The sequence below is a fragment of the Octadecabacter dasysiphoniae genome (assembly GCF_021532615.1).
Taxonomy (GTDB): Bacteria; Pseudomonadota; Alphaproteobacteria; order Rhodobacterales; family Rhodobacteraceae; genus Octadecabacter; species Octadecabacter dasysiphoniae.
This window is the reverse complement of sequence record NZ_JAKGAQ010000002.1, coordinates 1,002,087-1,019,764: the sequence shown is the minus strand read 5'-3', so window position 1 is coordinate 1,019,764 and position 17,678 is coordinate 1,002,087. Positions and strand designations below refer to the sequence as shown.

The 17,678-nt window shown below is 59.5% G+C and carries 21 protein-coding genes and 1 riboswitch; of the genes, 14 read left to right on the top strand and 7 right to left on the bottom strand.

All coding sequences use genetic code 11. The annotated features are described in order from the left end of the window. Positions 1-137 precede the first annotated feature (137 nt). A riboswitch (cobalamin riboswitch) is annotated at positions 138-362 on the top strand. A 35-nt stretch (positions 363-397) separates the two neighbouring features. Next, positions 398-565 carry a CbtB domain-containing protein gene (locus L0664_RS12020; RefSeq protein ID WP_235226091.1) on the top strand — a complete coding sequence of 56 codons (168 nt, stop codon included), beginning with the start codon at positions 398-400 and terminating at the stop codon, positions 563-565. An 18-nt stretch (positions 566-583) separates the two neighbouring features. Next, a complete protein-coding gene (locus tag L0664_RS12015; protein ID WP_235226090.1) occupies positions 584-1,261 on the top strand; it encodes a CbtA family protein in 678 nt (225 codons plus the stop codon). Here the strand turns inward: L0664_RS12015 and L0664_RS12010 are convergent. Then, positions 1,258-1,578: a DUF1636 family protein gene (locus tag L0664_RS12010; protein ID WP_235226089.1), complete on the bottom strand. Its 321-nt coding sequence runs from the start codon at positions 1,576-1,578 to the stop codon at positions 1,258-1,260. The genes L0664_RS12015 and L0664_RS12010 overlap by 4 nt on opposite strands. A 42-nt stretch (positions 1,579-1,620) precedes the next feature. Between L0664_RS12010 and cobW the strand changes: the two genes are divergently transcribed. Further along, on the top strand, positions 1,621-2,703 hold the full coding sequence (gene cobW / locus L0664_RS12005; protein ID WP_235226088.1) for a cobalamin biosynthesis protein CobW: 1,083 nt from the start codon (positions 1,621-1,623) through the stop codon (positions 2,701-2,703). Continuing rightward, positions 2,700-3,149 (top strand): GNAT family N-acetyltransferase, encoded by a 450-nt coding sequence (locus L0664_RS12000; RefSeq protein ID WP_235226087.1) that lies wholly within the window; start codon positions 2,700-2,702, stop codon positions 3,147-3,149. Before cobW ends, L0664_RS12000 begins: the two co-directional genes overlap by 4 nt. Positions 3,150-3,151: 2 nt before the next feature. Here L0664_RS12000 and L0664_RS11995 read toward each other — a convergent pair whose 3' ends face one another. Continuing rightward, positions 3,152-3,310, bottom strand: a complete 159-nt coding sequence (locus L0664_RS11995; protein WP_235226086.1) for a hypothetical protein — start codon at positions 3,308-3,310, stop codon at positions 3,152-3,154. Positions 3,311-3,342: 32 nt separating this feature from the next. On the opposite strand from L0664_RS11995, the gene cobN reads away from it, so the two are divergent. After that, positions 3,343-7,065: a cobaltochelatase subunit CobN gene (gene cobN, locus L0664_RS11990; protein ID WP_235226085.1), complete on the top strand. Its 3,723-nt coding sequence runs from the start codon at positions 3,343-3,345 to the stop codon at positions 7,063-7,065. Continuing rightward, positions 7,062-7,484 carry a GFA family protein gene (locus L0664_RS11985; RefSeq protein WP_235226084.1) on the top strand — a complete coding sequence of 141 codons (423 nt, stop codon included), beginning with the start codon at positions 7,062-7,064 and terminating at the stop codon, positions 7,482-7,484. Before cobN ends, L0664_RS11985 begins: the two co-directional genes overlap by 4 nt. A gap of 188 nt (positions 7,485-7,672) precedes the next feature. Here the strand turns inward: L0664_RS11985 and L0664_RS11980 are convergent, their stop codons facing one another. Continuing rightward, positions 7,673-8,323, bottom strand: a complete 651-nt coding sequence (locus L0664_RS11980) for a tellurite resistance TerB family protein (protein WP_235226083.1) — start codon at positions 8,321-8,323, stop codon at positions 7,673-7,675. A 193-nt stretch (positions 8,324-8,516) separates the two neighbouring features. Between L0664_RS11980 and L0664_RS11975 the strand changes: the two genes are divergently transcribed. After that, positions 8,517-9,056: a hypothetical protein gene (locus L0664_RS11975; protein ID WP_235226082.1), complete on the top strand. Its 540-nt coding sequence runs from the start codon at positions 8,517-8,519 to the stop codon at positions 9,054-9,056. On the opposite strand, the gene L0664_RS11970 is transcribed toward L0664_RS11975, so the two are convergent. Next, entirely contained in the window at positions 9,057-9,365 is a 309-nt protein-coding gene (locus L0664_RS11970; protein ID WP_235226081.1) for a hypothetical protein, read from the bottom strand. 77 nt (positions 9,366-9,442) lie between these two features. Between L0664_RS11970 and cobO the strand changes: the two genes are divergently transcribed. From cobO to aptA, 5 genes are all read left to right on the top strand, one after another. Next, positions 9,443-10,051: a cob(I)yrinic acid a,c-diamide adenosyltransferase gene (cobO, locus tag L0664_RS11965; protein ID WP_235226080.1), complete on the top strand. Its 609-nt coding sequence runs from the start codon at positions 9,443-9,445 to the stop codon at positions 10,049-10,051. Positions 10,052-10,053: 2 nt separating this feature from the next. Beyond that, a complete protein-coding gene (locus L0664_RS11960; protein ID WP_235226079.1) occupies positions 10,054-11,001 on the top strand; it encodes a zinc transporter ZntB in 948 nt (315 codons plus the stop codon). A gap of 12 nt (positions 11,002-11,013) precedes the next feature. Next, the gene (locus L0664_RS11955; RefSeq protein ID WP_235226078.1) at positions 11,014-11,349 is read left to right on the top strand and encodes a Lin0512 family protein; all 336 of its coding nucleotides are present in this window, start codon (positions 11,014-11,016) and stop codon (positions 11,347-11,349) included. Beyond that, complete coding sequence (locus tag L0664_RS11950) at positions 11,346-11,690, top strand: Lin0512 family protein (protein ID WP_235226077.1); 345 nt, start codon at positions 11,346-11,348, stop codon at positions 11,688-11,690. Before L0664_RS11955 ends, L0664_RS11950 begins: the two co-directional genes overlap by 4 nt. A gap of 63 nt (positions 11,691-11,753) precedes the next feature. Then, positions 11,754-13,079, top strand: a complete 1,326-nt coding sequence (gene aptA, locus L0664_RS11945; protein ID WP_235226076.1) for an omega-aminotransferase AptA — start codon at positions 11,754-11,756, stop codon at positions 13,077-13,079. Between the two features lie 40 nt (positions 13,080-13,119). Here the strand turns inward: aptA and L0664_RS11940 are convergent, their stop codons facing one another. Next, a complete protein-coding gene (locus L0664_RS11940) occupies positions 13,120-14,763 on the bottom strand; it encodes a thiamine pyrophosphate-binding protein (RefSeq protein ID WP_235226075.1) in 1,644 nt (547 codons plus the stop codon). 97 nt (positions 14,764-14,860) lie between these two features. Here L0664_RS11940 and L0664_RS11935 point away from each other — a divergent pair, with 97 nt between their 5' ends. After that, on the top strand, positions 14,861-15,385 hold the full coding sequence (locus L0664_RS11935) for an NADPH-dependent FMN reductase (RefSeq protein ID WP_235226074.1): 525 nt from the start codon (positions 14,861-14,863) through the stop codon (positions 15,383-15,385). Here L0664_RS11935 and L0664_RS11930 read toward each other — a convergent pair. Beyond that, the gene (locus tag L0664_RS11930) at positions 15,382-15,777 is read right to left on the bottom strand and encodes a VOC family protein (RefSeq protein WP_235226073.1); all 396 of its coding nucleotides are present in this window, start codon (positions 15,775-15,777) and stop codon (positions 15,382-15,384) included. The two genes, L0664_RS11935 and L0664_RS11930, sit on opposite strands and share 4 nt — an antisense overlap. Before the next feature lie 36 nt (positions 15,778-15,813). Here L0664_RS11930 and L0664_RS11925 point away from each other — a divergent pair, with 36 nt between their 5' ends. Further along, positions 15,814-16,608: an HTD2 family dehydratase gene (locus tag L0664_RS11925; protein ID WP_235226072.1), complete on the top strand. Its 795-nt coding sequence runs from the start codon at positions 15,814-15,816 to the stop codon at positions 16,606-16,608. On the opposite strand, the gene L0664_RS11920 is transcribed toward L0664_RS11925, so the two are convergent. Next, positions 16,605-17,639, bottom strand: coding sequence for an NAD(P)/FAD-dependent oxidoreductase (locus tag L0664_RS11920; RefSeq protein WP_235226071.1), 1,035 nt, complete (start codon positions 17,637-17,639; stop codon positions 16,605-16,607). The two genes, L0664_RS11925 and L0664_RS11920, sit on opposite strands and share 4 nt — an antisense overlap. Between the last annotated feature and the right edge of the window lie 39 nt (positions 17,640-17,678).

Sequence of the window (17,678 nt, the reverse complement as noted above, 5' to 3'; positions counted from 1 at the left end):
ACTTACCCACAAGATATGCGCGTTCTCCCCCTTCATCTAGGCCAAAAAACTCCCCCCGGAGGGTCCGCTTTTGACAACGCGCGGTCGGTTTCGCGTTAAATGTGCCGGAATCAGCCTTGACCGGTGCGACATGGGCGCGCACAACGTATGAGCATGGTTCATTGCGGTACGGCTAAGCCAAACCGTGGATCAAATGGGAATGTGGTGCGCGCCGATCCAATCAGGAGGCACAAAACCACAGCCGCCCCCGCGACTGTAAGCGGTGAGTGTTCGTCCAAATCCACTGAGGGAAACCTTGGGAAGGAGGACGAAAATCACGATGACCCGCAAGCCAGGAGACCTGCCATGCGTAATGAAACCGACCCGTCGGGGATGACGGGACAAAGGAGTCTACGACATGAATACAGCGACCACACAAACACGCGCAGATGTATCCCTTTTGCCAATCGCATTCGCCGCCCTTGCCGGCCTGATGCTTTTGTTTGCATCCGGTTACGCGCAGGCGTCCGTGCTGCATGATGCAGCGCACGATCAGCGTCACGCGATGGCGTTTCCCTGCCACTAAGGCAGACGCGATCACATCATGAACCAGAAAGTGTTGACCAGCGCGGTGTTCGCTGGCGTTGCTGCGGGGCTGATTGCCGCCCTGTTGCAATTCGTATTTGTCATTCCGGCATTGCTGGAAGGCGAATTATTTGAAACAGGCGCGCGCATTCATTTCGGGGCCAACGGATCCCCCGAAAGCGAACGTGGCGCGCCAGGATTGGGCGGTGAATGGGGCCGCCATTTGATGACCGTCGGTTTTAATATCGTGACCTATGTCGGCTTTGGCTTTTTGCTGCTCGCCGCGATGGTGTTTGCAGAACTGCGCGGGCTGACCAAGATCACGGCACGTCAGGGCCTTATCTGGGGGCTGGCCGGGTTCATCGCGATCCAGTTGGCGCCTGCGTTTGGTCTGCCACCGGAATTGCCCGGCACGCCCGCTGCGGAAATCGGACCGCGCCAGATGTGGTGGCTTGGCACGCTTGTTGCCTCGGCACTGGGGCTTTGGGTGATTGCGTTTGGCCGGGGCGTGATCGCGTTGTCTGGCGTGGTGTTGTTACTGGCGCCCCATCTGATCGGCGCGCCGCATCTCGACACGTATTGGGGGGTATCGCCGCCTGAATTGTCCGCTGAATTTGCCACGCTGAGCCTTGGCACTGCGGCGGCGGGGTGGACCATTCTCGGGTTTTTGCTGTCCTGGTTCTGGACCCGCGATTAAGCGGGGATGCGACCGACGAGGCAGAACCGCAGATTGCCAGCGGGGCGGGCATCCATGATTTGCCCGTCTTCGCTGTCGGCGTAAAGTTTGGCAAAGGCTTCGACGTCTTCGGGCGCATCGGGGTCAACGCCGGTAAAAAGATAGGCGGCTTTCCCTTCGGCCCGCACGGCGAGGCTGATGGGTGTGTCGCAGACGTTCATACAGTCGGTGGTTTCCACCGGCACGCGGCCCTCAAGGGCTTTGGCCAAATCCGCGCCGCCTGAACAGCCGGTGCATACGATAAAACGGTCGCCGCGATTTTTGGTCGTGGTGGTCATCAGAAATTCCCCTTTTACGGGACCTACATAAGGATACGTTCCATGGCTGCCAAGATTCCTGCCACCGTTGTCACCGGTTTTCTGGGCGCGGGCAAAACCACGCTGATCCGTCACATGCTGGAGAACGCGAAGGGCAAGCGCATTGCGCTAATCATCAACGAATTCGGTGATCTGGGCGTGGACGGCGATATTTTGAAAGGCTGCGGGATTGAGACCTGCACCGAGGATGATGTGGTTGAACTTTCCAATGGCTGCATCTGCTGCACCGTGGCCGATGATTTCATCCCGACGATGGAAATGCTGTTGGGGCGTGATAACCCGCCCGATCATATCGTGATTGAAACGTCCGGTCTGGCATTGCCGCAGCCGTTAGTGCGTGCGTTCAACTGGCCGGGGATTTCGACAAAGGTGACGGTTGATGGTGTGGTGACGGTTGTGGATGGTAAGGCCGTGACAGCGGGCCAGTTTGCCCACAACGTTGCTGCCGTGGATGCCCAGCGCAAGTTGGATGAAAATCTGGATCATGAAACACCGCTGTCCGAGTTGTTCGAAGATCAGATTGCCTGCGCGGATATGATTGTTGTGAACAAGGCGGATTTGCTGGCCGAGGGCGAGGCCGACCATCTGCGCGCCGTGCTGAAGGCCGAGGCGCGCAAGGGCGTGCAGGTTGTCACCGCGACGATGGGTGCGCTGCCGGTGGATGTTTTGTTAGGGCAAGGCGTAGGCGCTGAGGGTGATCTGGAGGCACGCCACGAGGTGCATCACCACCACCATGACCACGACGATGACCATCACGATGATCACGGCGATCATCACCACGATCACGAACACGCCCATGGGCATGACGAGTTCGAAAGCTTTGTGGTTGAGCTGGGTGAGGTCGCGGACGCCAATGCGTTTGCTGAAAAGGTCGCCGACGTGATCCGTGCCCATGACATTCTGCGCCTTAAGGGGTTCGCCGCAATTGCGGGCAAACCGATGCGGTTGACGTTGCAGGCCGTCGGGCCGCGTGTGGATACGTATTTTGATCGCCCGTTTGGCACAGCGCCGCGCACCACGCGGTTGGTTGTGATCGGACAAGCGGGCCTGAACCACGCGGAGATTGATGCCGCTTTGCGGGCATGATCGCCGTTCAACTGGGCGACCCGTTTCACCCACAAGCGCGTGCCTTGCTTGAGGCGAGCCATGCGTTGATGGGGGAATTGTTCCCGTCCGAAGCGAACCATTACCTCAGCCTTGAGGCGCTGACGGCAGAACACGTGCATTTCCTTACCGCACGGCGCGGCGACGTGATTGTCGGTGTGGGGGCCTTGGCCGTGCGGGATGGCTACGGCGAACTGAAATCAATGTTTGTCGAAGAAGCATCGCGCGGCCAAGGCGTGATCGACGCAATCATGCGCCAATTGGAAGACCACGCGCGGGGCTTGGGGTTGACCGAGCTAAAGCTGGAAACTGGCACATTATTGCACGCCGCCCACAAGGTTTATGCGCGCCACGGCTTCACACCCTGCGGTTCGTTTGGCGACTATGAGGTTGGCGAATTTTCCCTGTTCATGGAGAAATCGCTGTGAGCCTACTTCTTCGCCTTTTCGGCGTTCGCCTTCATTTTTGCCAACAATTCTTCTTTGGTCGGGCGTTTGTTGGCGACCTTTTTGCCACCAAAGGCGTTGTGTTCTTGGTGGCGGGGCTGGCCTTTGGGGCCTTTCGGCGCGCCGGATGCTTTGTAGTCCATGGGGATACTCCTGTTCAGAAGGGCTTTAGCTGATGCATCTGCTGGCGGCCACCCCCGGCGCGATTGATGACGGAAAGGAACCCGTCGATCTGGGCCAAAGCCCTGCGGATGTGGTGGTGATTTCTGCCGCTGATACCGAACTTGCGGCGCTGTCTGCCGCGCGCGGTGAAATGGCGGATGCGCCGACGTTGCGGCTGGCCAGCATGATGCATCTGATCCACCCGTTGTCGGTGGATTTGCACCTAGATCAATGCGCGGGCAAATCGCGGCTGGTCATTGCGCGCTGCCTTGGTGGGGTCGGGTATTGGAAATACGGGGTTGAACAATACGCCGCACGCCTTCGCGCGGCGGGTGTGCCTTTGGCGCTTTTGCCCGGGGACGACAAACCGGACGCCGAATTGCGCGCCCTGTCGACCGTGGCCGAGGATGACTACGATGCGCTGTGGTCCTACCTTGTGGAAGGTGGGCCGCAAAACTCAACCAACTTCCTAAGCTATGCCAAAATGATTCTGGACGGCGGGGATGCCCCCGAACCTGCGCGCCCTTTGTTAAAGGCGGGTGTGTATTGGCCGGGGTCCGGCATTTCTGATCTGGATACGGCGCGCGCGGATTGGACCAACGGGGCGCCCGTGGTGCCCATCGTGTTTTACCGTGCTTTGGTGCAAGGCGCGGGATTGAACCCCATCAACCGGCTTGTGAAATCCCTGGTACGTGCGGGGCTGAACCCGCTGCCGGTTTTTGTGGCCTCCCTGAAGGATCCGCTGTCGCAGGCCACATTGGAAAGCCTGTTCACCGCCGCCCCACCGAGCGTGATCTTGAACTGCACGAGCTTCGCCGTGGGATCGCCCCATGCAGGGGACGGGGCAACAATGAACCCGTTGGCGGCCGATTACGCAAACAAGGCCGTGGTGTTTCAAGTGGTGCTTGCCGCGTCATCAGAAGAGGCATGGGCAGAAGGGCTGACAGGCCTGTCATCGCGCGATATTGCGATGAACGTGGCCTTGCCAGAAGTCGACGGGCGGGTGTTATCGCGCGCGATCAGTTTCAAAGGCGAGGCGTATTTTGACGACGCAACCGAATGCCCCATCGCGACCTACCGCGCTGTGGGGGACCGTGTGCAGTGGGTCACCGATTTGGCGGCTAATTGGGCACGGCTGCGCGCCACTGCGGCGGGCGACAAAAAGGTTGCGCTGGTGCTGGCAAATTATCCCAACAAGGACGGGCGATTGGCCAATGGGGTGGGGCTGGATACGCCCGCCGCAACGGTGCATGCGTTGGCGCTTTTGGGCGATGCAGGATATGATGTGACACCGCCCGATGACGCCAAGGCATTGATGGACGTGATGATGGCGGGGCCAACGAACTGGCTGACTGATCGCGCGGACCGCGACGGCGGCGAGGTCCTGCCGCTTGAGGTGTATCAGGACTATTTCGACGCCCTGCCTTGGGCCGTCAAAGAACAGATCAACACCAGATGGGGCAGCCCCGAACAGGACCCATTCTTTTCCTCCAACTGCATCTTGGCCAAAAAACTCCCCCCGGAGGGTCAGCCAAACGCGGGCTTCGCTCTTTCGATCCACCGCTTTGGCAATGCCATTGTCGGATTGCAGCCTGCCCGGGGCTATAACATTGACCCGACAGACACCTATCATTCGCCCGATCTGGTCCCGCCGCACAACTACCTCGCGTTCTATTTCTGGCTGCGCCACCATTGGGGCGCGGATGCGATTGTGCATATGGGCAAACACGGAAATCTTGAATGGCTGCCCGGCAAGGCGACCGCCCTGAGCGAAACCTGCTGGCCAGAGGTCGTGCTGGGACCGACACCGCACTTGTATCCGTTTATCGTCAATGACCCTGGTGAGGGGACGCAGGCCAAACGGCGCGCGGCGGCGGTAATTATCGACCATTTGACGCCGCCCCTGACGCGCGCCGAAAGCTACGGGCCGCTGCGTGATCTGGAAGCCTTGGTGGACGAATACTACGAGGCGGCGGGCGTTGATCCCCGCCGGATTGAACATTTGCGCCGTGAGATTTTGTCACTGTCCGAAGTGACGGGCCTCGGACAGGACGCGGGGTTTGCGGGTGACGAGGACGGTGATCTGGCCAAGCTCGATGCCTATCTGTGTGAGCTGAAAGAAGCGCAAATTCGCGATGGATTGCATGTGTTCGGGCAATCCCCCGAGGGGACATTGCAGCGCGATCTGGCGATTGCGCTGGCACGGGTGCCGCGCGGGGATGGCACGGGGCCGGATGCGTCTTTGTTGCGCGCACTGGCGGATGATCTGGGGCTTGGAATTGATCCGCTGGATTGTGACATGGCGGCTGTGGCGGCGCAGAAACCGGATGCGCTTGCCCATCTGACCACTGATACGTGGCGGACGTTAGGCGACACCGTGGAGAGGCTTGAACTGCTGTCGCAGGATATCCTTGATGGGGGCAGCACGTGCCCCGGCCCAAGATCGCAAGAGGTCGTGAAAGGTATCTTTGACACCATTTTGCCAACCGTTGAGGCCTGTGGGCCGCGTGAAGGGGCGGGGCTTCTCAGCGGCCTTGCAGGACACTTCGTCGCCCCGGCGCCATCCGGCGCGCCAACCCGCGGACGGTTGGATGTGTTGCCGACGGGGGGGAATTTTTATTCCGTAGACGCCCGTGCGGTTCCGACGCCGACCGCTTGGGCGTTGGGGTGGAAATCCGCGAACCTGTTGATTGAAAAGCATTTGCAGGATCATGGCGATTGGCCGCGTGCCATGCTCGTGACCGCGTGGGGCACGGCGAATATGCGCACCGGTGGGGACGATATTGCGCAGGCCATGGCGTTGATGGGCGTGAAGCCGAAATGGGATGCCGCCAACCGTCGTGTCACAGGCTTCGAGGTTCTACCTGAGGGCGTGTTGGGGCGGCCGCGGGTCGATGTGACGTTGCGGATCAGCGGGTTTTTCCGTGATGCATTCCCGCAGTTGATTGCGCTGTTTGATAGTGCCGCGAAGGCCGTGCAGGCGTTGGACGAATCCGATGATCAGAACCCGGCGGCGGCGCGCACCCGCAGCGGCGAGGCGCACGCGCGGGTTTATGGATCCAAGCCCGGTGCCTATGGCGCGGGGCTTCAGGCGATGATTGATGAAAGGCTGTGGACGGATCGCGCAGACCTCGCCGATGCCTACCTTGAATGGGGCGGCTATGCCTACGGTGCGGGCGCCGAGGGCACGCGGGACCGTAAAGGGTTTGAGGCGCGGCTTGGTCAGGTTGAAGCGATTGTTCAAAACCAGGACAACCGCGAACACGACGTTCTGGACAGCGATGATTACTACCAGTTCGAGGGCGGTGCGGCAGCGGCGGTGGCCAGCCTACAGGGGCAGGATCGCCCGATCTATCACAACGACCATTCGCGCCCCGAACGCCCTGTCATCCGCACATTAGAGGACGAAATCGGGCGGGTTGTGCGCAGCCGTGTCGTAAACCCCAAATGGATCGACGGGGTAAAGCGCCACGGATACAAAGGCGCGTTCGAGATGGCGGCGACGGTGGATTACCTGTTCGCGTTTGCGGCCACGACGGGGGTTGTGCGCAATCACCACTTCGACCTCGTGGAAGAAGCGTTTTTGGCAGATGAGGACACGCGGGACTTTATCGAGGAACATAATGCTCCTGCACTGCATGAAATTGCGTTACGATTACAGGAAGCGATTGATCGTGGGCTTTGGACGCCACGCAGCAATTCGGCGCGGGCGCGTATTGGAGGGCTGATAAAATGAAGACAGGACATTGTTTGTGCGGTGGCATCGCATTTGAATACGATGGCGACACTTTGTTTGCGGGCCATTGTCATTGCGACAGTTGTCGCCGCCAGACGGCCAGCCCGTTCACCACGTTTATCGGCGTTGCGAATGGCACTTGGCGGTGGACCGGCGATGCGCCCAAAGTGTTCGAAAGCTCCCCCGGTCAGGCGCGCTATTTTTGCGGGACCTGCGGTGCGCCCGTGGCCTACACATCAGCGCGCTGGCCCGATGAGATCCATTTTTACGCCGCGCTGCTGGATGACCCCCATACGTTCAAACCCAATGAGCATTACCACTGGGAAGAACGGCTGGACTGGGCCGCGCCGAGCGATGATTTACCCAAGCATACAGGTACGATTTCTGCCTTGGGGGGCGAAGGGGGCCAAGAAACCTAAAACCCGGCTGCCAATGCAGCAACGCCGAGGTACAACAACAAAAGCACTAATGAAAATACACGCATTGCCCGGCCCCCCTCGATGACAGGGTCGTCAATTCAGGGCCGGATCAATAGGGGGAAAAACCGATAATTTCCCCCTCAACCTTAACGGCAGTCATGGGCGGCGCGTTCACCTACCTTCACTGACTATGCCGCGCGTTTGGTGATCTGGGTGACGCCTTCTTCCATGAAGATGCCGTTTGCATAGGCCTTGGGCAGATCAAGCGCGAAGGCGAGGTCGTGCATTTCCGCAATTTCGCTGTCGTCGATGTGGCCGTCTGCTTTGGCCACGGCAATGGCGGAGCGCAGCACGAGTTCTTTGCCCGTGTCGTTCATGCCGGGGGCCACTTCGCGCAGGTAATCGGCCACGGGGCGCGGATCATCCTTGGCGGCCTCGAGTTCGGCGGCGATGTCGGCGGGGTCAATTTCACGCTTGGCGATATTGGCGAAGGCTTGGGTGATTGTATCGATTTCGGATTGGTCGATTTCGCCGTCGGCCAGCGCCATTTTGAACATCACCCGCTTGGCTGCAATTGAAAACGCGGCTTCGAATTTTTCGGCGGCGGCTTTGGGGTCCATAGACAAAACGCGTTCGTTGAAGGTGGATTTGCAAGTGCCGCATTCAACGTATTCGCCAACCGGTTTGCCCATCGGGAAAATCGGAATCCAGTACAAGGTGAACCAACGGGTCACGGCGATCTTTTTGTAACCGCGGTGATCATCGCAATCGGGACAATAGAATTCCCCCGCGCCGATTTCTTTGTTGCGACCGCGTGATCCCCAAACGAGAAAAAACATAATACGCCCCTTTTGTGCTGTTGGCTTGGGCCATCTTTGCAGGAAGGATCGCGTCTGGGAAGCAATCGTTAACCGTTTTGATTTCTAAGAGGGCGGGCTGGATCTGCGCCAAAGCAATTAGACTCCCCTCAAGGTTGCGAATCTGGGGTGGTGTCCGCTACGGTCTGACTTGGGAAGTAGAAGGTAACTATTTATGAAAATTCAGAAATTCTTGGGGCTTGCCGTCTTGGCCGGTACATTGCTGGGCTGTGCGCAAGCGGAAATCACTCAACCACCAATTACGGTCACGCCGAACGTCGCCAGCAATGCTGTTGGTCTTGATGTCTATGCGCGCCAGCGGGCACGCGGGAATCCGGTGCCGGCGTTTCGTGGACAAAATACAGTCGCGATCCGCACGTTTGGACCGCTAAGCGAAGGTGGCCGCGGCGAGATTTCGGGCGTTCCGTGTTCGCTGGATTCTGGCGTGTACAAGGCATCGTTCACGACACCTGCGAACCTGATCGTGCCTGATTACGGGCCGAATTCGCCTGCGTTGTTTGTGCGCTGCACGACACCGGAAACGTCCGGGTCCGTTACGTCCAGCGTCGTGAATATGACCGCGCAACAGCGCAATGCGTCTGCCGCTGGAACGGGTTTGCTGGGTGCGATCATCATTGGTGCCGTCAATGAGGCGAACCGCGACAATCTGAACGATGATTTCGGCTACAACCAGATCATTGTCCAACTGCGCTGATCAGGTATCGGGGCAGTCGACTTCGACCTGCATCAACGTCTGTTCGCCCGTCCAAGATTGCGGGCGGGCGGTGCAGCCTGTGGCCATTTGAACGGCCTGCGCGGCGCGGGGGATAATGCTGGCGAAGGTTGGCGCGTATTCAGCGTTGGTGCGCAAAAGTTCGACCGTTGTGCCCTTGCGGCGGACTTCGAACACGCTTTGCCCGACGGTGACGACCTGCGCGGGAACGTTGCGAAATTCTGGTGACGGGGTGTCGCATGCGGCCACTGTCACGGCGCAGATAAGGGCTGATGCCGTCCTAAATTTCATTCCAACACTCCTAAGGGTCTGTTAACCTTCCTTTCAGATCAGAGTTAACAATTCCTTTATACGAAAGAGGCCACGAGATGAGCGAAGATGCAGACCGCCACGCAATGAAAATGGCCAAGAAGAAGGCCGCGCGCGATAAGATCATGGCGACCAAGACCGACAAAAAGGGTCTGGTGATTGTTCATACCGGCAAGGGAAAGGGCAAATCATCCGCCGCGTTCGGGATGATTTTCCGCCATATCGCGCATGGGATGAAATGCGGTGTTGTGCAGTTCATCAAGGGCGGGATGTCCACGGGTGAACGGGATTTGATCCTTGATAAGTTTGCGGATGAATGTGCGTTCCACACCATGGGCGAAGGGTTTACCTGGGAAACGCAAGACAAAACGCGCGACACGGAAATGGCGCTGGCCGCGTGGGAAAAGGCGAAAGAGCTGATCCGCGATGAAAGCAATTCCATGGTGCTGCTGGACGAAATCAACATCGCGATCCGCTATGATTACGTGCCGATTGCCGACGTCGTCGAATTTCTGGTTGAGGAAAAGCCCGAGATGACACACGTCGTGCTGACGGGGCGCAACGCCCATGCCGACCTGATCGAGATTGCTGATCTTGTCACAGAGATGGAGCTGGTCAAACACCCGTTCCGCAGCGGGATCAAGGCGCAGATTGGCGTGGAATTCTAAACGTGGGGCCAACCCCCATTTGCGCATTCGATATTGCCGCTGATGGCACGGCGACACCCTGCGCGATCCAGGACCCGCCGGGCGCGGGCTGGCGTTGGCTGCATCTGGATTTGGCGGACGTTGATCTTGCCGATTGGTTGGGCAATGAGGTGCCTGATGCTGTCGCGGTGGCGCTGCAATTGCCCGAAACACGGCCCCGTTTCGATGAGCTTGCCGAAGGTGCGCTCATTAACCTGCGCGGCGTAAATCTCAATGATGGGGCTGATCCAGAAGACATGGTTGCCTTGCGCATCTGGGCCACGCCAACGCGGGTTATTACCCTGCGCCGGCGCCGTATCATGGCCGTCGATGATATTCGCACGCAGGCGGATTCGGGCACAGCGCCTGCATCGCCTGCTGCGTTCCTTGCCAAAGTGGCCGAGGGGCTGACGCTTCGGATTGAAACTGTGTCACTGGGCCTAGAAGACCGCGTTGATCTGCTTGAAGATGCCATTCTGGCGGATGAGGTCATTGACCGCGAAGATGTTCTTGATCTGCGCCAGACGCTGATCAAGCTGAAGCGGTTTATCGGGCCACAGAAGGACGCGTTGTTTGATCTTGCCCGTGCGACGGGCAGGCTGGTTGATGCCGCAACGGCCCCACATGTTTTGGAAACTGCCAACCGCGCCGCACGCACGGTGGAGGCGTTGGAGGCCGAGCGGGATCGCATGGCCGCCTTGCAGGAACATCTGGACGCGAAGGCGGCGGCGACGCTGGGCCGCAACGGATACGTCCTGAGCATCATTGCTGCAATTTTCTTGCCGCTCGGGTTTTTGACAGGATTGTTTGGCGTCAATGTCGCGGGCATGCCGGGGGTTGAGGCGGAATGGGCTTTTGCAGCACTTTGCCTTGCGTCTGCGGTGCTGGGTCTGGTGTTATACCTGCTGTTGCGCGCGTTAAAATGGTTATGAAAAGGGATCGATATGACACGGCTGTTGACTGAATTCGGGATGGGCACGTCGCTGCGCCGTCAGGATTATACGCAAGCCGCGCGGCGCGCGTTGCAGGATGCGTTGTGGCACAATTCCATCAATCTGGCAGAGCTTTATGGCCAACCCAAAGAGGCGATGCAGATTACGGTTGAGATTGGCGTGCAGGAACCTGACCGCGTGGACACTGCGGCTTTGGCGGATATTTTTCCCTACGGGCAGTTGGAATTTTCGGTGGTCAAAGGCGGGCTGGATGTGCCGCGCCCTGACGGTTTGCCCACGGTTATCGCCAATGTTGCCTTGTCTGTCGCGTTGGAGTTGCCCGCATGAGCGATCAGAGATTTATCATCGAAATGGGCATGGGCAATGATCTGTACGGCCAAGACTACACCAAGGCCGCGACCCGTGCGATTGAAGACGCGCTGCGCCATTCGAGCATTCCATTGTTTGAGGCCACGGGGCTGAGCCATGACGCCATGCGCGTGCAGGTGACCGTCGGTGTGCAAGATCCTGACGCAGTGGATTGTGACGCGCTGGCCGCGACACTGCCACGGGGGCGCGCAACGGTGACGGCGGTGCTGGGCGGGTTGAATGTGACCAACCCGGACAACGGCAATGTCATCGTGATCGCATCCGCCGCAGTCGAGGCGTTTTTGCCGCCCCAACACTAACGCACAACACTGGGCTTGGCAGAAAGTTTTAGGCGTGTAGGGTTCTTCAAAAGGAGACCTGACATGCCTGATGATTTGCCTCTTGCGCAGGGGCGTATCCCCAATGACCTTGATAGCTTTTGGATGCCGTTCACGTCCGCCGAGATGTTCAAGGAAAACCCGCGGCTGATTGCTGGCGCGCAGGGGGTTCATTACACCACCGTTGACGGGCATCGGTTGATTGATGGGACCGGCGGTTTGTGGTGTTGCAACGCGGGGCACAATCACCCGGGCATCACGGCGGCCATTCAGAAACAGGCCGCGACGTTGGATTTTGCCCATGCGTTCGGTCAGGGCCATCCGATTGCGTTTGAGGCGGCGGCGCGTGTTGTCGACCTTGCGCCCGGGTTTGATCATGTATTTTTCACCAATTCAGGGTCCGAGGCCGTGGATACCGCGCTGAAAATCGCGCTGGCCTATCATCATGCGCGTGGCGAGGGGCAGCGGCGGATGCTTGTGGGGCGTGAAAAGGCCTATCACGGGATCAATTTTGGCGGGCTGTCGGTTGGCGGGCTGGGGCTGAACAAGGGGCAGTTTGGTACGCTTTATCCGTCTGTCGCGCATCTGCGGCACACATCGTTGCCCGAGAATGTGAATTCACGCGGGTTGCCGCAACACGGAGCCGCGCTGGCGGATGATCTGCAACGGTTGTGCAATTTGCACGGCGGACACACGATTGCGGCCTGTATCGTTGAGCCGATTTCCGGGGCTGGCGGAGTATATCCACCGCCCGTCGGCTATTTGCAGCGGTTGCGCGAAATTTGCGACACGCACGGGATTTTGCTGATTTTTGATGAGGTGATTTCAGGGTTCGGGCGGATGGGCACCCCGTTCGCATATGAGGCGTTCGGCGTGATGCCAGACCTTGTGACCTGCGCCAAGGGTATGACCAACGCGACGGTGCCGATGGGCGGCGTGTTGGCCACGGCGGCGGTGCGTGATGCGTTTCGTGATGGCCCCAAGGCCATGCCGGATTTGTTCCACGGTTACACCTATTCCGGCCATCCGCTGGCGTCTGCGGCGTGTATTGCGACGCTGGATGCCTACCGTGACGGTAAGATCTTTGAAAATGCCGCGACGATGGCGGGACCTTGGGAAGACATGTTGCACAGTCTGACCGATTTGCCGGCGGTGATGGACGTGCGCAATTGCGGGATTATCGGGGCGGTGCATTTGCATGCCGAGGGGGATGTCGGCACTGCGGGCCGCGCCGCCTATGCCGGTTTGTGGGACGCAGGTGTGATCGTGCGCCCCGTGGGGGACGCGCTGTGCATGTCGCCGCCCCTTACGATTACGCAAGAGGTTGTTGACGAGATTGGCGCGAGACTGCGGGCGCAATTGTCTGGTTGAAACCGGCCCTTCGGGGAGAGTTTTTTGGCCTAGATGAAGCCTATGGACCTGCCAATCCGCTGAGGGTGAGGCTTGTTGATAGGGCATCTTCGCTGACCAGCAATTCGATCACCGCGTGTTTGCCGCTGTTTTGGGCGCGGTTGAAGGCGGCCGGGAAATCAGCGGTTTTCGTCACGGTTTCGCCGTGGCCTCCGTAGGCAAGGGCGAGGGCTGCAAAATCGGGGTTGGTCAGCTGTGTGCCTGACACCCGCCCGGGGTAGTGTTTTTCCTGATGCATGCGGATCGTGCCATAGCGGCCATTGTTGACGACGATGGTGATCGGGGTCGCGCCGTGTTGGGCGGCGGTGGACATTTCATTCAATGTCATCTGGAAACACCCATCCCCCGCGAGGCAGACAACCGTTTGATCAGGGTGTTCAAGGCTGGCCGAAATCGCGGCGGGAAATCCGTAGCCCATAGAGCCAGACGTCGGGGCGAGTTGTGTGCCGTGCCCTTTGAACACGAAATAGCGGTGCAGGAAGGCGGCGTAGTTGCCCGCGCCATTTGTCAGAATTGCATCATCGGGCAGGTTATCGGACAACCACGCAATGACCTGTTCAAGCTTCACATCGCCGGGGGTGTCTTGGGGTGTTTTCCAAGCGTCATAATCAGCGCGGGCGGCTTTGGTCCAGTCCGCCCAATCGGTGCCACAAGCGGGCAGACGCGATAGTGCGCGCGTGAACGACACCGCATCTGCAGTGACGGCAACATCGGGGTGGTAGACGTGGCCATGTTCGCCCGGGTCGGCATGAACATGCAGGATGGCGCAATGGGGATCGGCGGGATCGACCAGCGTGTAGCCTTGGGTTTCGATGTCACCCAGTCGCGACCCGATCACCAGCAACGCATCAGCATCACGCACACGTTGGGCCAGCTTCGGGTTTATGCCGACATTCAAATCACCGACGTAATTGAGGTGGCGATTGTCGAGGTAATCCTGACGGCGAAAGCCCAGCGCGACGGGCAGGTTTTGGGTTTGTGCAAACGCCGCGAGGTCGGTGGCGGCCTGCGCTGACCAGTGCGGACCACCCACCACGACAAGGGGGCGATCAAACCCCGACAGCCAGTGCAGCGCGTCTTGTGCGACGCTGGAAAACGTCGGTGCCAATTCGATGAGGGGGCCCGGGGTATCGGCCACGTCGGCCATTGCCGATAGCATGTCTTCTGGTAATGCGAGGACAACGGGGCCGGGCCTGCCGGAGGTCGCGACATTGAACGCACGGGCGATGTATTCGGGCAGACGTTCGGTTTGGTTTACTTCGGTCACCCATTTGGCAAGGCCGCCGAACATGGCCTTATAATCGACTTCTTGGAACGCTTCGCGGTCGCGGTCTTGCGCGCGAATTTGACCAACGAACAACACCATCGGCGTGCTGTCCTGCATCGCGATGTGAATGCCTGCGCTGGCGTTCGTTGCACCGGGGCCGCGGGTGACGAAGGCAACGCCGGGCTGGCCTGTCATTTTGCCGTAGGCTTCGGCCATCATCGCAACACCGCCTTCTTGGCGGCAGATAATATTGTCGATGCCCACGTCATAAAGGCCGTCCAGTGCGGCAAGAAAGCTTTCCCCCGGAACCGAGAACACGCGGCGCACACCGAGCGCCACAAGCTGATCCACCAAGATTTTCCCACCGTGCCGCTGCATTTGGATGCTCCTATGTATTTTCGCACAGTCACCATGCGCGACTGGTCACGCGGTGCAAAGCCTCTATTTAAGATGCGAACATATATGGAGAAATTACATGTCTTATTTGCTGGGCCTGTCCGGGTCATTGCGCCGCGAAGCCACGAACACAAAACTGATCCGCGCGGCGGCTGCGTCTTTCGGGGGGGATTTTCAGATCGGGAATTTGCGCCTGCCGCTGTATGATGGTGACCTTGAGGCCGAAAGCGGCATTCCTGCGGACGTGCAGGCATTGGCCGATCAGATTGCCGGTGCGCAGGCCGTTGTGATTTCAACGCCGGAGTACAACAAATCGATCTCGGGCGTGTTGAAGAACGCGCTGGATTGGGTCAGCCGCACAGAAGGCGCGCCGTGGGCGGGCAAGCCTGTCGCGATCATGTCAGCCACGGCGGGGCGTGCAGGCGGGGAACGCACACAATTTGCACTGCGCCATTGCATGATGCCGTTCCGCCCGTTGATCTTGCAAGGGCCCGAGGTGCTGGTCGCGGCGAGCTATGAGGCGTTTGACGATGAAGGTATGTTGGTCAGCCCCCATAATCAAAAGAATGTCGATGAATTGATGGCGGCGCTGAAGGCGGCCTAAGTCAGGTTTGCGATTTCGATGAGGTTCCCGTCGGGGTCGCGAATATAAATCGAATGGATCGGCCCCGTGGCCCCTGTGCGGGCGATGGGGCCGTCTTCGATGTCGATGTTTTGGGCTGCCAGATGTTTGGTCCAATCGTTCAAGGACGTGTCACTGAGAAAGCAAAGGTCGGCGCTGCCCGGTGTTGCGGTTCGTGCCTTTGGTTCGAATTCCGCACCCGCGCGGTGCAGGTTGATTTTTTGGACCCCGAATTTCAGCGCGGTGCGACACGTGCCATCGAACGGGGTGAAGGTTTCGACAATCATCCCAAGGACGGTGCCGTAGAATTGCGTTGTGGCCTCAATCGACGCAACGGTAAGCACGATATGATCGAGAGATGTGAGGCGTGGCACTTGCGGGCTCCGGTGGCATGGTTCAGCATTGCGACCATGACACAAACACACTCCCAATCTCAAATCCTGAACGATGTGATGGATCCGGCCCGCGCGACTGCATTGCAAGCGGCGTTGGGATTGAACGTGAGCGTTGAGGCAGGCAGCCCGTTGCCGCCGTTCTTTCATCACATCTATTTTTGGGATCCACAGCCGCCCGAAAACCTTGGACGGGACGGGCACCCAACCCTTGGCGGGTTCGTGCCTGACATGGGGTTGCCGCGGCGGATGTGGGCCGCCGGGCGCGTTTTGTTTCATGGCCCGTTGCTGGCCGGGGTGAAGGCGGAAAAGACATCCGTGATCGAAAGCGTGACGCGCAAAGACGGGCGATCCGGCCCTTTGGCGTTCGTGCGCATTCGCCATGATATTCGCCAACGCGGCACGGGCGTGCTGAGCGAATGGCAGGATTTGGTGTACCGCAGCGAAGGCGGCCCAAAGCCCGAACGCCCAGTGGCGCGAACCGATGAAACCCACGCCAAAACTGTGTCGTTTAACAACACATTGCTGTTTCGCTATTCCGCGCTGAGCATGAACGGGCACCGTATTCATTATGATCGTCCCTACGCGAAACGGGTGGAAAAATACGAAGACCTTGTCGTGCACGGCCCGTTGTTGGCCCAACACCTGATGCTGATGGGCGCGCGCCAGTTGGGCAAACCGTTGACCGAAGTCAGCTACCGCGCAACGGCGCCATTGACCCTGCCCCACGATGCGACGTTGTGCTGGAACGACGGCACCGCCTGGGTGCGCGGCCCGAATGGCGAACAATGCATGGAAGCGGTGATGCGCTAAAGGCTGGCGCTGGGATCAAAGTCCGGCGGGATGAGGTTTTCCCCCGTCAGGATCAGGCGGGACAGTTGTTCAGCCGCCAGCGGGGCCATGCCAAAGCCGATTTTGAACCCGCCATTGGCGATGAATTCACCTGTCCGAAACGGATGCTTGCCCAACATCGGCGCGCGGGTGCGCGATCTTGGGCGCACACCCGCCCAGCGTTTGATCTCTGGCGCGTCTGCGAGCACCGGAATGGCGGTGCGGGCTTTTTCCAGCAGCGCGTCGCATTGATTGTCGGTGCTGGTCGGGTCATCGAAGTCCCGTTCGGTGGTGGACCCGATGGCGGTTGTTCCATCTGCGTGGGGGATGATGTGCAGTCCATCGACAAACAATTGCGGGGCGGTTCTGGCGTCATATTCAAGCAGAACAGCCTGTCCTTTGATGCCAGCGCCGACCATGCGGGTGTGATCCGCTGTCAGCGCGTTCAATCCTTCCCATCCTGTTGCCCAGACAACGTGGCCTTCGTCGGGTCCGTCTGTTGCGATCTGCCCGCCGCGTGCGGTGATGGCGGCAGCTAAGGCAGCACAGGCTTGGGCGGGATGCAGGCGTGCGGACAGTGTGTCGTGGATTAGAAGCCCGGTGGGGGATGCAGGTGCGAAATCGCTCGATGCTGTCACGACTTCCCAGATTGCGCGGCCCTGCCAGAGGGTTCTGGCCCCTTGCCCCCGGTCCTTGGCCAAGGCAAGCGCTGCGTCATCCACGATAGGTTGCAAACGGCCCGTGCGGGCATAACCGGACGCGGCGCCGCCTGCGTCCTCAACCTGTGCCCACCAGCTTTCCGCCATCAAGAGGCTTTCCAATTGAAACGCCTTTTTGGGGTTCCATTGTTCGGGCACGTGGGGTGCCAGCGCGCCGACGATCCCGCCGGATGCACCAGATGCCACGCCGTTCGGATCAATCACGCGCACGGTCGCGCCCGCCTGAATACAAGCCCACGCGACGCTTAGGCCAAACGCCCCTGCCCCCCGTACTGTGACGTCTACCGTTGCCATCGCTGCCGCCTTCTTTCAGTGTCCCCCTGACCAGATAGG